We start from the raw sequence: 12,607 nt of genomic DNA, 5'->3' as shown, positions 1-12,607 counted from the left end.
CCGACGCCCCGACGCCCCGACGCCCCGACGCCCCGACGCCCCGACGCCCCGACGCCCCGACGCCCCGACGCCCCGACGGATTGTCGTACCCCCGCGTCACCCTTGCAACCGGGGGCCCAGCGAACCGACACACCCGACCCCGGGGCACGCAGCAATCCCGACTGTCACACCCCCGCGGCATCGTTGAAACGGGGGATCCCGCGAACCGACACGCCCGACCCCGGGATCCGGACAACCCCCGCAAACCCACCGCTGGCCGCCTGCCACCGCTCTCAACGTTTCCGACGCCGCCCCGATCCGCCGCTATGAAGCCTTCCGTCGCCGCAGCGAGTCCCCAATTCGAATACCACGATTCCGATATAACTCAAAAAGGCACGGAGCTAAGCGCGAAAATGGCCGACCCTGCGCGCCAGCGGTCAGGGTCGGCCAAAAGTGAACGGAGGGTCCCGGCAAATCGGACATTCGCGGGCCCCCAGTTCAACCCTGCATCACGGGTACGACAATTCGCAGCCCGAGCGCAAGGCGGTCCGAGTGAAGGGCGACTCGGAGGGTGACTCGAAGGCCGACTCGGGTGAAGGGCGTCCCGGGTTAAGGAGACGGCTTGGGTGGAGGGCGACTCGAGTGAAGGACGGCTTGGGTGCAGGGCGACCTGGGTGAAGGACGGCTTCGGTAAAGGAGACGGCTTGGGTGAGGGGCGACCCGGGTGGAGGACGGTTTGGGAACGGAGTGGTGCTCCGCCGCCCCGGCGCCTGCGGCCCCGGACTCCTCCACTTCGGGCCCGCGGCCTCGACTTCCTTCACTTCAGGCTCGCCGCCTCGGCTTCCTCCGCTTTGTGTCTTCGGCCCCGGCCTCCTCCGCTGCGGACCTTCGGCCTCGGCTTCCTCTACTTCGAGCATGCAGCCCCGGCCTCCCCAGCTTCGAGACGGCGGGGCCGGGACCGGGCTAGTACGGCCCGGGTCCGGCCCCGCCTTCGGGGGATCACTCAGCGAACCAGGTTCGGGCGGCCTAAGACCAGGAATCTGGTGTAGGCCGGCAGCGTGAGGAAGGTCGGGTAGCCCTCGCCCAGTGCGCATTCGGCGAAGACCGACAGCGCGTCGTCGAACCGGTCGCCCTCGAACCGCTCCATGAGAGCGAACTCCTGGCGCAGCAGCTCCTCGACCCACGCGCGCGTCACGGTGCGCCCCTCGTCGGTCTTGGACTCGGCGTGGATCCACTGCCAGATCTGCGAGCGCGAGATCTCGGCGGTCGCGGCGTCCTCCATCAGGTTGTTGATCGCCGCCGCCCCGTTGCCGCGCAGCCACGACTCGATGTACCGGACCCCGACCTCCAGGTTCTTGCGGATCCCGACCTCGGTGATCTCCCCGGGCGTGGCGGCCACGTTCAGCAGGGCGGCCGCGTCGGGCACCACGTCCTCGCGCTGCTTGTCGATCTGGTTCGGCACGCCCCCGAGGGTCTCGTCGAAGACCGCCATCGCCACCGGCACCAGGTCGGGGTGGGCGACCCAGGACCCGTCGAAGCCGTCGTCGGCCTCGCGGGTCTTGTCGGCCCTGACCTTCTCCAGGGCCGCGGCGTTCGCCTCGGGGTCCCTGCGGTTGGGGATGAACGCGGCCATACCGCCGATCGCCGAGGCGCTGCGCCGGTGGCAGGTCCGCACGAGCAGTTCGGTGTAGGCGCGCATGAACGGCGCGGTCATGGTCACCTGGTCGCGGTCGGGCAGGACGAAGCGCGGACCCCGCTCGCGGAAGTTCTTGATGACCGAGAAGATGTAGTCCCAGCGCCCGGCGTTGAGCCCCGAGGAGTGGTGCCGCAGCTCGTAGAGGATCTCCTCCATTTCGAATGCGGCCGTGATGGTCTCGATGAGCACGGTGGCGCGGATGGTCCCCTGCGGGACGCCGAGGAGGTCCTGGGCGGTGACGAACACGTCGTTCCACAGTCGCGCTTCGAGGTGCGATTCGAGTTTCGGCAGGTAGAAGTAGGGGCCTCGGCCGAGTTCGAGGAGCCGGTGGGCGTTGTGGAAGAAGTACAGGCCGAAGTCCACGAGGGAGCCGGCCACGGGCAGGCCGTCGACGCGGAGGTGCAGCTCGGCGAGGTGCCAGCCGCGCGGGCGGACGATGATGGTCGGCAGGTCGGTGAGGCTCTCGCCGGTGAGCCGGTAGTCCTTGCCCTGCTCGCTGGTGAAGTCGATGCGCCGCTCGATGGCGTCGCGCAGGTTCGCCTGGGCGTCGATGACGTTGTGCCAGTTGGGGGTGGAGGAGTCCTCCAGGTCGGCCATCCAGCATTTGGCGCCCGAGTTGAGGGCGTTGATCGTCATCTTGCGGTCGCAGGGCCCGGTGATCTCGACGCGGCGGTCCTCCAGGCCCGGCGCGAGGGTCGCGACGCTCCAGGAGAAGTCCTCGCGCACGTCGGCGGTCGCGGCGAGGAAGCCGGGGTCGGCGCCGTTGGCGATCTGGGTGCGGCGCTCCTGCCTGCGTTGCAGCAGTTCCTGGCGTCGCGGCGCGAAGGTGCGGTGGAGGGCGGCGACGAAGGCCAGCGCCTCGGGCGTGAGGATCTCGTCTTGGCGGGCGGTGCTCGGCCCGCTGACCGTTATCCCGGTGTCGGTGCGGGTCTCGGATGTGGTGACCACGTGGTGCTCCTTGTGTCGCAAGGCGGTTGGTGTCGCAAGGCGGATGTTGTCGCGGGGCTGCTGGTCGTCTCGGGGCGGAGCCGGGCCGGGTCGGCTCCGCCGCGGCGGATGGTCGCGGGCGGCTAGTGGAATTGTCCCGCTTCGGTGGAGCCGTTGAGCGCGAGCGTCTCGCTGGCGGGGTTCAGGGCGGTGGTGACGCGGTCGAAGTAGCCGGTGCCGACCTCCCGCTGGTGTTTGGTGGCGGTGTACCCGCGGCCTTCGGCGTCGAACTCGCGTTCTTGGAGGTCGACGTAGGCGCTCATGCCGCTTTGGGCGTAGCCGTGGGCGAGGTCGAACATGGAGTAGTTGAGCGCGTGGAATCCGGCGAGGGTGATGAACTGGAAGGTGAAGCCCATCGAGCCGAGTTCGCGTTGGAATTTGGCGATGGTGTCGTCGTCGAGGTGGCGTTTCCAGTTGAACGACGGCGAGCAGTTGTAGGCGAGCATCTGCTCGGGGTGCTCGGCTTTGACCGCTTCGGCGAAGGTGCGGGCGGCCTCCAGGTCGGGGGTGCCGGTCTCCATCCAGAGCAGGTCGGCGTAGGGCGCGTAGGCGTTCGCGCGGGCAATGCACGATTCGATGCCGCCGCGGACGCGGTAGTAGCCCTCGGGGGTGCGGTCGCCGGTGATGAAGGGCCGGTCGCGTTCGTCGACGTCGGCGGTGAGGAGTGTGGCGGCCTCGGCGTCGGTGCGGGCGATGATGACGGTCGGGACGCCTTCGACGTCGGCGGCGAGGCGGGCGGCGTTGAGGGTCCGCAGGTGCTGGGAGGTGGGGATGAGGACCTTGCCGCCGAGGTGGCCGCATTTCTTCTCGGAGGCGAGTTGGTCCTCCCAGTGGACGGCGGCGGCGCCGGCGCCGATCATGGCCTTCATGAGCTCGTAGGCGTTGAGGGGGCCGCCGAAGCCGGCTTCGGCGTCGGCGACGATCGGCACGAGCCAGTCCTCGACGCTCTGGAGGCCTTCGGAGGCCTCGATCTGGTCGGCGCGCATGAGGGCGTTGTTGATGCGGCGCACGACCTGCGGGACGGAGTTGGCGGGGTAGAGCGACTGGTCGGGGTAGGTCTGGGCGGCGAGGTTGGCGTCGGCGGCGACCTGCCAGCCGGAGAGGTAGATGGCGTGGAGGCCGGCTTTGACCTGTTCGACGGCCTGGCCGCCGGTCATCGCGCCGAGGGCGTGGGTGTAGCCGCCGGTGGCCGCGTCCTCGGTGAGCCGGGTCCAGAGGTGCTCGGCGCCGCGGCGGGCGAGGGTGTGCTCTTCGGTGACGCGGCCGCGCAGGCCGATGACGTCGGCGGCGGTGTAGTCGCGGGCGGTGTGGGCCCAGCGCGGGTCGGAGGCCCATTCGAGGGCGAGCCGTTCGGCGGCGAGGCCGGCGTCGGTCGCGCTGTTGTGGGAGGCGCTGTCGCGGGTGCGGTCGCGGGTGCTGTCGGACATCGTCGGCTCCGAGAAGTCGGGACCGCAGTGCGGTCATTACTTGCAGGTAACAGCAATCTTTCATCGATGGAGGCGGTCTGGGAGCCGTTTGGGGTGGAAAGATCGGCAGTTCTTCGCGATACTGGGGAAATGACGAACCTGCCATCGAGTGCCGTGAACGAGGCCCGCGAGGGCGCCGGGGCCAAGCGGGTGCCGGTGCCGCCACGCAGCCGCAAGGCGCCGCGGCCGGCGGCCGAGGGTCCCGCAGACGCGCTGCCCGTCGACGAGGTGCACCGGCCGTGGGGTGCGGCAGAGGCGGCGGAGTTGGCTGCCGACGACGTCGCGGTGGACCTCATCAGCCTGGGCAAGCAGATCCGGCACCTGCGCAAGCAGCGGGAGATGAGCCTGGACGACCTGGGCGCGGCGGTCGGGGCGGCGGCGTCGCAGTTGTCACTGATCGAGAACGGCAAGAAGGAGCCGAAGCTGTCGATGCTGCGGGCGCTCGCGAGGGCGCTGGGGGTGTCCTCGGACGAGCTGCTGGGGGCCGAGCCGCCGAACCGGCGGGTGGCGCTGGAGATCGAGCTGGAGCGGGCGCAGCGGTCGGTGCAGTACCGGTCGCTGGGGCTGCCGTCGGTGAAGCCGTCGGGGCGGATTCCCACCGAGATCCTGGAGGCCCTCGTGGGTCTGCACCGGGAGGTGGACCGCCAGGTGAACCTGCACGCGGCGACACCGGAGGAGGCGCGGCGGGCGAACACGGAGCTGCGGCGGCGGATGCGGGACAAGGACAACTACTTCGGCGACATCGAGGCCGAGGCGCGCACGCTCCTGGGGCACGTGGGCTATGCGGGCGGGCCGCTGTCGCAGCACCAGATCGCGGATCTGGCCGCGCACCTGCGGTTCACGCTGCACCACGTGGACGACCTGCCGCATTCGACGCGGTCGGTGACCGACCTCAAGCACCGCCGGATCTACCTGACGCAGGTGGGCACGGGCTCGCACGATCCGCGGACGGTGCTGCTCCAGGCGCTCGCGAGCCATGTGCTCCAGCACGAGGTGCCGCGCACGTACCTGGAGTTCCTGGGGCAGCGGGTGTCCACGAACTACCTGGCGGCGGCGCTGCTCATCCCGGAGTCGAGCGCGGTGGCGCATCTGCGGCAGTCGATGGCGGGCAAGGAGATCGCGGTGGAGGACCTGCGGGACAACTTCGCGGTGTCCTATGAGGCGGCGGCGCACCGCTTCACGAACCTGGCGACGCACCACCTGGGGATCCGCACGCATTTCCAGAAGGTGCACAAGTCGGGGATCATCTTCAAGGCGTACGAGAACGACGACGTGGCGTTCCCGGCGGACGCGACGGGGGCGATCGAAGGACAGCCGATCTGCCGGTACTGGACGAGCCGGCAGGTCTTCGACGTGCCGGACAAGTTCAACGCGTTCAACCAGTACACGGACACGGCCACGGGCACGTACTGGTGCACGGCGAGGACGGAGCGGAGCCCGGACGGGCTGTTCTCGCTGAGCATCGGGGTGCCGTACGAGTCGGCGAAGTGGTTCCGGGGCAAGGAGACGCGGGCGCGGTCGGTCTCGCGCTGTCCGGACCCGGACTGCTGCCGCAATCCTCCGCGGGAGCTGTCGCGGGCGTGGGCGGGTCAGGTGTGGCCGACGGCGCGGGCGGCGAGCTCGCAGTTGGCGGCGATGCCGATCGGCTCGTTCCCGGGCGTGGACGAGACCGAGGTCTACCAGTTCCTGGAACGCCACTCGAAGGACTGATCAAGGAGCGGCGCGGGCAAACGCGGTCCGGAACGCTGCGGCGACCCTCCGGGCCGGTTGCCAAGTGCACGGTCGTACTGCCATGAGGCGGGCCTCGAAGCGGACCTCGGGGTGGTTTTCGCTCGCACGGTGGTATTGCCATCCCTAACCCCCACCCTCCCTGGGGAAAGGTAGGTCCCACTTTCCCGCGCGGGTACGACAAGAACCGGGCCCGGCCCGCCTCGTGTCACCCGGACGTGTCCGCCATGCGACGAGGGCTCCGATCCTCGCCGAGCCGGTCGCGATTTCCACCCATACATTGACTTTTGTCTATGCAACCGGTTACCGTGAACGCCAGGCGTCGGCAAGCGCCTTCATCGATCTCGTACCGCATCATCGAGAGAGCGACCCTCACATGACCACTGCATCTTCGCGCGCCGCCGCGCGCGCAACGCGCGGCCGCACCGCCGCTCCCACCGCCCGCCGCCGCTGGACCCGCAAGGCCGTCCTCGCGCTCGCGGCCGTCACCGCCGCCGCGACCGCCACCGGCGCCACCCTCGCCTGGACCCACACGGCCTCGGCCCAGACCGCCACGATCACCGTCGCCACCGACGGCGACGACGCCGCCCCGGGCACCGTGACCGAGCCGCTCCAGACCCTCCAGGCCGCCGTCGACCGCGCCGAACCCGGCACCGTCATCCAGATCCGCGGCGGCACCTACGCCCCGGACACGAACGTCCAGATCATCGCCGACGGCACCGCCGCCGCCCCGATCACCTTGCGCGCCTACGAGAACGAGAAGGTGATCATCGACGGGGAGAACATGCCGTACACCCCCGGCGCCGTCGACTCCTCGATTCCCCGCCCCGACCGCGGCGCCCTCCACGTCGAAGGCGACCACTGGCGCTTCGAGAACCTGGAGATCATCAACGGCCCCTACGGGATCTTCGCGGTCGACAGCAGCCACAACGTCTACGACGGGCTCATCACCCGCGACAACTACGAGTCGGGCCTGCACATCCAGGGCGCCTCCTCGGACAACCTGATCGTGAACCTCGACGCCTACGGCAACCGCGACCCCCGCAAGAACGGCGAGAGCGCCGACGGCCTCGCGATCAAGGAGGGCTCGGGCACCGGGAACACCGTCATCGGCGCTCGGCTGTGGAACAACTCCGACGACGGCTTCGACGCCTGGGAGTTCCTCTCCCCCATCCGCATCGAGGACTCCCTCGCGTGGAGCAACGGGTACAACCACTGGGACCTGCCGAACTACTCCGGCGACGGCAACGGCTTCAAGATGGGCGGCGGCGATGACGACCTGCCCGCCGACCACGTGGTCGTGAACTCCATCGCGTGGAAGAACTCCGCCCACGGCTTCACCGACAACGGCAACCCCGGCACGCTCCACTTCAACGACTCGACCGCCTGGAAGAACGGCAAGACCGGCTTCGACGTCGACTCCTCGACCTCGCAGCTGACGGCGAACCTCGCGCTCAACAACGCCACGCAGGTCGCGCTCGGACCGTCCACCGGGTCGGGCAACTCCTGGGACATCAAGTCGAAGTGGGTGGACGCCGACCTCCGGAATACCAGCGCCTCGGTGATCACCGGCCCCAGGGCCGCGGACGGCTCGATCCCGAGCACGGACTTCCTGGTCCCGAAGGACTACCCGGACCTCGGCGCCGACTTCAGCTAGACACCGGAGGGCGGCCCCGCTCGCGCCGCCCCTCGGCACGCCATTGGGGACGGTCGCGCCGCGCAGCGCGACCGTCCCGTCTCACCACCGGTGCGATAATCGGGCCATGACGCCGACGTTCGTACTCATCCACGGTTCCAACGCCAATTCGTTCAGTTGGGCGCCACTTCAGCGGGAGCTGGCGCTGCTGGGGCACCGGTCGCTCGCGGTGGACCTGCCCGGCCACGGCTTCGGGGCGGGCTTCCCCTCGGCCTACCAGACGCAGGACGCGGCCGAGCTGGCCGTGGCGCCGTCGAACCTCGTCGGTGTGGGCCTGGAGGCGAACGTCGAGCACATGGTCGCGCTCCTGCGCCGCGCCAAGGAGCACGGCCCGGTGATCGCGGTCGCCCACAGCCGCGGCGGCCTCACTCTCACCCCCGTGGCGAACCGCCACCCGGAGCTGCTGGACCACCTGGTGTACATGTCGGCCTGGTGCTGCGTCGACCACTCCCCGCGCGAGTACGTGGTCCGCCCGGAGAACTCCGGGAGCGTCCTCGACGGGGTGATGGGCGTGACGGCGGCGAACCCGGCGCGGCTCGGCGCGGTGCGGATGAACTGGCGCACCACCGACCCGGTCCTGCTCGCGGCGCTCAAGGAGTCGCTGCTCGCCGACGGCACCGACGACGAGTTCCGGGTCTTCCTGAGCACCCTCACCCCGGACGAGAGCCGCGACGCGGGCGGCCCCGACGACCGCGCGGATGCCGAGACCTGGGGCCGGCTGCCGCGCACCTATATCCGGCTCGCGCGGGACACGTCGATCCCGGTCGAGCTCCAGGACCTGTTCATCAAGGAGGCGGACGCGCTCACCCCGCAGAACCTGTTCGACGTGCGCACCATCGAGTCGAGCCACGTGGGCGTCCTCGTGCGCCCCGAGGAACTCGCGGGCGTGCTCGCCGACCTCGCCTGATCCCGGTTCAGGCGGCCGATTCGTCGACGGGGAGCTGGTCCCACCGCTTGCTCGAGTTCGGCGGGTCGGGCACGAGCAGCATCCAGCGCTTGCGGAAGTAGTCGTGCCTGATGAGATAGCCGCCTTCGGCCTCGGGCCCGAAGATGTCCGCAGCGGGCCGCACCTCGCGCTCGCCGTTGTGGTCGCGCACCGCGTTGGCGGTCTTCGCGTCGGTCCTGAGGTGCGCGAACCAGTCCTTGAACGCCCGCCGGATCCGCGCGGCGGCCACGGGGTCGAGGCGCGCGTCGATCCCGACCACGGCACTGGACCAGCCTCCGCTGCCGTGGACCTTGAAGTCGGTCGGGAAGGTCTCGACCATCACGCCGCGGTCGCGGGCCGCCTCGTACATGTCGCGGACCTCCTTGGGGTGGTCGCGCCGGTCCTTGCGGTAGACCCGGGGCGCGTGGAGGAGGGCCAGCACGCCGGCCGCCAGAGCGATGACCCAGTGCCAGCGCACGGCGACATCGAAGGCGGCCCAGAGGCCCTCGGCCCCGTCGACCGGATCGGGGCGGATAGCGAACGCCACGATCGCGTAGACGAGGTATGCGGCGCCGAACACGCCCCAGATGATCGCCGAGCCCGCGCCGGGTTTCGGCCAGCCGGCGAGGCGTTCGAAGTCCTCGAAGCGGGAGAGGTCGGGCGGTGTGCGGCGCGGCAGCGTGTCGATGCCGGTGGCGGTGGCGGCCCAGAAGGTGTCGGGGTCGCCGGGCCAGGGTTTCGGAGGGCGCATCGATCGATTATGCGCGCTCCGGTCCATGCCGGGCCCGTGCGAGCACGGGCCCGGCGGTGCACTAACCGGCAGTGAGCGAACTGGCTGTGACCTATCCGGCAGTGAGCTGATTGGCGGTGAGTTCGGGGTAGAGGTCGCGCAGGTCGGCGTTCAGGGTGGCTTTGAGGTCGATCGCGGCCTGATCGGCGAGCACTTCGAGCGCGCCGGCCTCGATGCCGTCGAGTCCCGCGCGGGCGACGTCGGCCGGGTCGCTCTTGTCGGCCTCGACCGCGGCGAGCATGTCGGTGTCGACGCCGCTGACGTGCAGTCCCGTCACCTGCGTGCCCTGGGCGGCCAGCTCCAGGCGGGCGCCGTTGGTGAGGCTCCACGAGGCGGCCTTCGAAGCGGCGTAGGCGGTCGCGAGGTTGACCGAGCGCCACGACAGGACCGAGAGGATGTTGAGGATCGCCCCGCCGCCGTTCGCGGCCAGCGCGGGCGCGAAGGCCCGCACCATGTTGAGCGTGCCGAAGAAGTTGGTCTCCATCTCGGTCCGGGCCGCGTCGGCGTCGCCGGTGACGAGGTTCTGGAAGGTCGCGATGCCGGCGTTGTTGATGAGGACCGTCACGTCGGGGGCGGCTTTGGCTGCCGCGGCGACCGAGTCGGGGTCGGTGATGTCGAGCCGGATCGGTTCGACGCCGGGCAGGTCGATCTGTTCGGGATTGCGTGCGGCGGCATAGACCTTGGTCGCGCCGCGTTCCAGTAGTTGCCGTGCGAAGTGGCGGCCGATGCCGCGGTTGGCGCCGGTGACGAGGGCGGTGGATCCGTGGAGGTTCATGTGGCGCTTCCGTTCTCGAGCGTGGGTCGCTGTTGCGCGGCCAACGCTAAGACCTGACATCGGTGTCAGAGGCAAATATTGGTGTCGGAGACCACAGGAGGGGCGCGGATGCGGATCGGGGAGTTGGCCGAGGCGACGGGGGCGAGCGTGCGTTCGCTGCGGTATTACGAGAAGCAGGGGCTGCTGGTCTCGGAGCGCAGTTCGAGCGGGCAGCGGCTGTACGAGCCGGAGGCGGTGGAGACGGTGCGGTGGATCCGGATGATGCTCTCGGCGGGACTGCCCAGTCGGGCGATCGCGAAGTTGAAGCGGTGCCGCCACCGCGATGAGGTCACCGCCGAGCAGAAGGCGGTGCTGGAGGCCGAGCGTGCGCGGATCGCCTCGCAGGTGGAGAACTTGACGGCGGTCCGGGACCGCCTCGACTCGATGCTCCGGTTCGTCGACGGCGAACCCGAGCCTCGTGGTGAGGCGGTCCCGGAGGCCGCGCACGGTTGAGGCGTCCTGGTCAGGTCGCGTTCTTGTCCTTGCGCCAGACGAGGATCACCGCCGCGAGTCCGGCGAGGCACGGCAGCAGCCCGAGGGCGCCGTAGGCGGGCGGCAGGATCGTGTCGTAGCCCTCGCCGCCGAGGGACATGTTGGTGAGGGCGATCAGCGTCCCGACCGCGAAGAGGGCGGTCACCAGGCCGCGGGCCCAGCGGCGCCCCGTGGCGACCGCCCCGATCGCGACGAGCCAGCACACGAGGCCCAGTCCCCCGGTGGCCGCGAGGTAGGTCGCGATCGCGTCGCGGTCCTTGCCCACCTCGCTCGCGGGCCAGTCGGGGTAGGCCTGGCGCACGTGGTCGGTCAGGGTGTCGACCGTGGCGATGTCGATCAGGGGCGCGACCGCGGCGATCGCGGTCAGCGCGAGCCCTAGGTACATGGCGAGGAGCAGCCGCGGCCGGGACGCGGGCCTCACCTGGGTTCGGGTGTCAGCGGACATTGGTTTCCCTTCGCTCGACGGCGCGGGTGAACGCCATCGAATCATACGATGTATGTTTCCTTCTCGCACCCTATACTTACGTCGTATGAATAATCAAGAGGGGGCACCATGACCGCCAATCGGACCCGCGGCCAGAAGGCCGGGCTGACCCGTGAGGCCGTGCTCGAGGGCGCGGTGCGGCTGGTGGACCGGGACGGGCTCGCGAAGCTGTCGATGCGCCGGCTCGGCGCCGAGGTCGGCGTGGAGGCGATGACCCTCTACAACTACTTCGCGAACAAGGAGGCCCTGCTCGACGGCCTGGTCGAGCACGTGTTCTCGCTGGCCACACTGTCGCTGGAGGAGGACGCGTCCTGGCAGGCGTGGCTTCGCGGCTACGCCCGCTCGCTGCGGGCGACGCTCCTCGCGCACCCGAGCCTCATGCCGGCGGTGATCACGCGCCCCGCGGTGACCCCGCAGAGCCTGCGGGTCATGGAGTACGGCCTGCGGGAGTTGCGCAAGGCGGGCTTTCCGACGAGGACGGCCATGGACCTGGTGTATTCGCTGACGGAGTTCGTCGTCGGCCACGTCGCGACCTCCCCGACCACCGTGCCGGACGGGGCGGCCGCGAAGGAGGAACGCCTGACCGGCGTCGATCCGCAGGAGTTCCCGCTCATAGCCGAGGCGATCGGCACCCCCCGGCCGCAAGGCGAGGACGCACGGTTCGACGTGGCGCTGGAGGCGATGTTCCGCGGTTTCGCCGACTTCATTCGCTAGCGGGGCCGCGCGGGCGCCGATGAGTCCCGGCTCGCGGGCTCGTCTCTACAGGCGAGGATTCCCAAGCGAAAGGGACGGACCATGGGCAAGCTCATCGTCACCGAGTTCATGACCCTCGACGGGGTCGCGCAGGCCCCGGGCGGGCCCGACGAGGACAAGGACAGCGGCTTCGATTACGGCGGCTGGCAGGCGCCGCTGATCGAGCCGGCGGCCGACGGCCTCGTGTTCGACCAGGCCAAGAGCATGGACGCGCTGCTGCTCGGCCGCAAGACCTACGACATCTTCGAGGCGTACTGGCCAAGCGCGCCGGACGAGATCGAGTTCAAGGGCCTGCTCAACGAGGTCCCGAAGTACGTCGCGAGCAGGACGCTCGCGGACCCGCTGGGCTGGAACAACTCCAGTGTTCTGGGAGGTGACCTCGCCGAGGCGGTGGCGGCCTTGAAGGAGCGCCACGACGAGGTCCAGGTGATCGGCAGTCTCGACCTGCTCCAGTCGCTGCTGAACCTGGGTCTGGTGGACCGGCTGAACCTGTGGGTGTATCCGCTGGTGCTCGGCCGGGGGAAGCGCGTGTTCGAGGCCGGGACCGTGCCGTCGGCGCTGCGGCTGGTGAATTCGAGCGTCTTCCCGAACGGAACGGTCAAGCTCGACTTCGAGCCCCAGGGAGACCCGGCCACCGGAGACATGGCCGCCGGCTAGCGCGCATGGCTTGAGCCGCAAGCAGGAAGCGAGCGCCGGCCTGGAGAGAACCGCCGCTGAGCGGATTCCTCGGGTCGGTGACTTCGCAGCGGATCCACAGTGGCCTGTCCGCGCCCCGCGGTCGGGCGTGTCGGTGCGGA

The 12,607-nt window shown here is 70.0% G+C and carries 11 protein-coding genes; 6 read left to right on the top strand and 5 right to left on the bottom strand.

Annotated elements, in window-relative coordinates:
• Window positions 1–982: 982 nt before the first annotated feature.
• Window positions 983–2,623 carry a malate synthase A gene (gene aceB, locus IF12_RS0114235; RefSeq protein ID WP_030159372.1) on the bottom strand — a complete coding sequence of 547 codons (1,641 nt, stop codon included), beginning with the start codon at window positions 2,621–2,623 and terminating at the stop codon, window positions 983–985.
• Between the two features lie 122 nt (window positions 2,624–2,745).
• Complete coding sequence (gene aceA / locus IF12_RS0114230) at window positions 2,746–4,089, bottom strand: isocitrate lyase (RefSeq protein WP_030159369.1); 1,344 nt, start codon at window positions 4,087–4,089, stop codon at window positions 2,746–2,748.
• 129 nt (window positions 4,090–4,218) lie between these two features.
• Here aceA and IF12_RS0114225 point away from each other — a divergent pair, with 129 nt between their 5' ends.
• The 3 genes from IF12_RS0114225 to IF12_RS0114215 all read left to right on the top strand — a co-directional run bounded on the left by IF12_RS0114225 (window position 4,219) and on the right by IF12_RS0114215 (window position 8,459).
• On the top strand, window positions 4,219–5,838 hold the full coding sequence (locus tag IF12_RS0114225) for a helix-turn-helix domain-containing protein (RefSeq protein ID WP_081913596.1): 1,620 nt from the start codon (window positions 4,219–4,221) through the stop codon (window positions 5,836–5,838).
• Between the two features lie 394 nt (window positions 5,839–6,232).
• A complete protein-coding gene (locus tag IF12_RS0114220) occupies window positions 6,233–7,513 on the top strand; it encodes a right-handed parallel beta-helix repeat-containing protein (protein ID WP_081913595.1) in 1,281 nt (426 codons plus the stop codon).
• Window positions 7,514–7,619: 106 nt separating this feature from the next.
• Window positions 7,620–8,459, top strand: coding sequence for an alpha/beta fold hydrolase (locus IF12_RS0114215; RefSeq protein ID WP_030159361.1), 840 nt, complete (start codon window positions 7,620–7,622; stop codon window positions 8,457–8,459).
• Window positions 8,460–8,466: 7 nt separating this feature from the next.
• On the opposite strand, the gene IF12_RS0114210 is transcribed toward IF12_RS0114215, so the two are convergent.
• Both IF12_RS0114210 and IF12_RS0114205 read right to left on the bottom strand, forming a co-directional pair.
• Window positions 8,467–9,228 (bottom strand): hypothetical protein, encoded by a 762-nt coding sequence (locus IF12_RS0114210; protein ID WP_030159358.1) that lies wholly within the window; start codon window positions 9,226–9,228, stop codon window positions 8,467–8,469.
• A gap of 91 nt (window positions 9,229–9,319) precedes the next feature.
• Window positions 9,320–10,042: an SDR family oxidoreductase gene (locus IF12_RS0114205; RefSeq protein WP_030159356.1), complete on the bottom strand. Its 723-nt coding sequence runs from the start codon at window positions 10,040–10,042 to the stop codon at window positions 9,320–9,322.
• Between the two features lie 81 nt (window positions 10,043–10,123).
• Here IF12_RS0114205 and IF12_RS0114200 point away from each other — a divergent pair, with 81 nt between their 5' ends.
• Complete coding sequence (locus IF12_RS0114200) at window positions 10,124–10,534, top strand: MerR family transcriptional regulator (protein WP_197034721.1); 411 nt, start codon at window positions 10,124–10,126, stop codon at window positions 10,532–10,534.
• A 10-nt stretch (window positions 10,535–10,544) separates the two neighbouring features.
• Here IF12_RS0114200 and IF12_RS0114195 read toward each other — a convergent pair whose 3' ends face one another.
• Window positions 10,545–11,018, bottom strand: a complete 474-nt coding sequence (locus IF12_RS0114195) for a hypothetical protein (RefSeq protein WP_030159351.1) — start codon at window positions 11,016–11,018, stop codon at window positions 10,545–10,547.
• A 108-nt stretch (window positions 11,019–11,126) separates the two neighbouring features.
• On the opposite strand from IF12_RS0114195, the gene IF12_RS0114190 reads away from it, so the two are divergent.
• Together IF12_RS0114190 and IF12_RS0114185 are read left to right on the top strand one after the other, a co-directional pair.
• Window positions 11,127–11,771, top strand: a complete 645-nt coding sequence (locus tag IF12_RS0114190; RefSeq protein ID WP_030159348.1) for a TetR/AcrR family transcriptional regulator C-terminal domain-containing protein — start codon at window positions 11,127–11,129, stop codon at window positions 11,769–11,771.
• 81 nt (window positions 11,772–11,852) lie between these two features.
• Window positions 11,853–12,467 carry a dihydrofolate reductase family protein gene (locus IF12_RS0114185; protein WP_030159346.1) on the top strand — a complete coding sequence of 205 codons (615 nt, stop codon included), beginning with the start codon at window positions 11,853–11,855 and terminating at the stop codon, window positions 12,465–12,467.
• Window positions 12,468–12,607 lie beyond the last annotated feature (140 nt).

The sequence above is a fragment of the Glycomyces sp. NRRL B-16210 genome (assembly GCF_000719515.1).
In the GTDB taxonomy this organism is placed as follows: domain Bacteria; phylum Actinomycetota; class Actinomycetes; order Mycobacteriales; family Micromonosporaceae; genus Glycomyces.
The sequence above is the reverse complement of the archived record's forward strand: the minus strand, read 5'-3'. Positions and strand labels throughout refer to the sequence as shown.

Coding starts and splice junctions, on each gene's coding strand:
- aceA (WP_030159369.1), bottom strand. CDS start 4,089: ATGTCCGACAGCACCCGCGACCGCACCCGCGACAGCGCCTCCCACAAC.
- IF12_RS0114225 (WP_081913596.1), top strand. CDS start 4,219: ATGACGAACCTGCCATCGAGTGCCGTGAACGAGGCCCGCGAGGGCGCC.
- IF12_RS0114220 (WP_081913595.1), top strand. CDS start 6,233: ATGACCACTGCATCTTCGCGCGCCGCCGCGCGCGCAACGCGCGGCCGC.
- IF12_RS0114215 (WP_030159361.1), top strand. CDS start 7,620: ATGACGCCGACGTTCGTACTCATCCACGGTTCCAACGCCAATTCGTTC.
- IF12_RS0114210 (WP_030159358.1), bottom strand. CDS start 9,228: ATGCGCCCTCCGAAACCCTGGCCCGGCGACCCCGACACCTTCTGGGCC.
- IF12_RS0114205 (WP_030159356.1), bottom strand. CDS start 10,042: ATGAACCTCCACGGATCCACCGCCCTCGTCACCGGCGCCAACCGCGGC.
- IF12_RS0114195 (WP_030159351.1), bottom strand. CDS start 11,018: ATGTCCGCTGACACCCGAACCCAGGTGAGGCCCGCGTCCCGGCCGCGG.
- IF12_RS0114190 (WP_030159348.1), top strand. CDS start 11,127: ATGACCGCCAATCGGACCCGCGGCCAGAAGGCCGGGCTGACCCGTGAG.
- IF12_RS0114185 (WP_030159346.1), top strand. CDS start 11,853: ATGGGCAAGCTCATCGTCACCGAGTTCATGACCCTCGACGGGGTCGCG.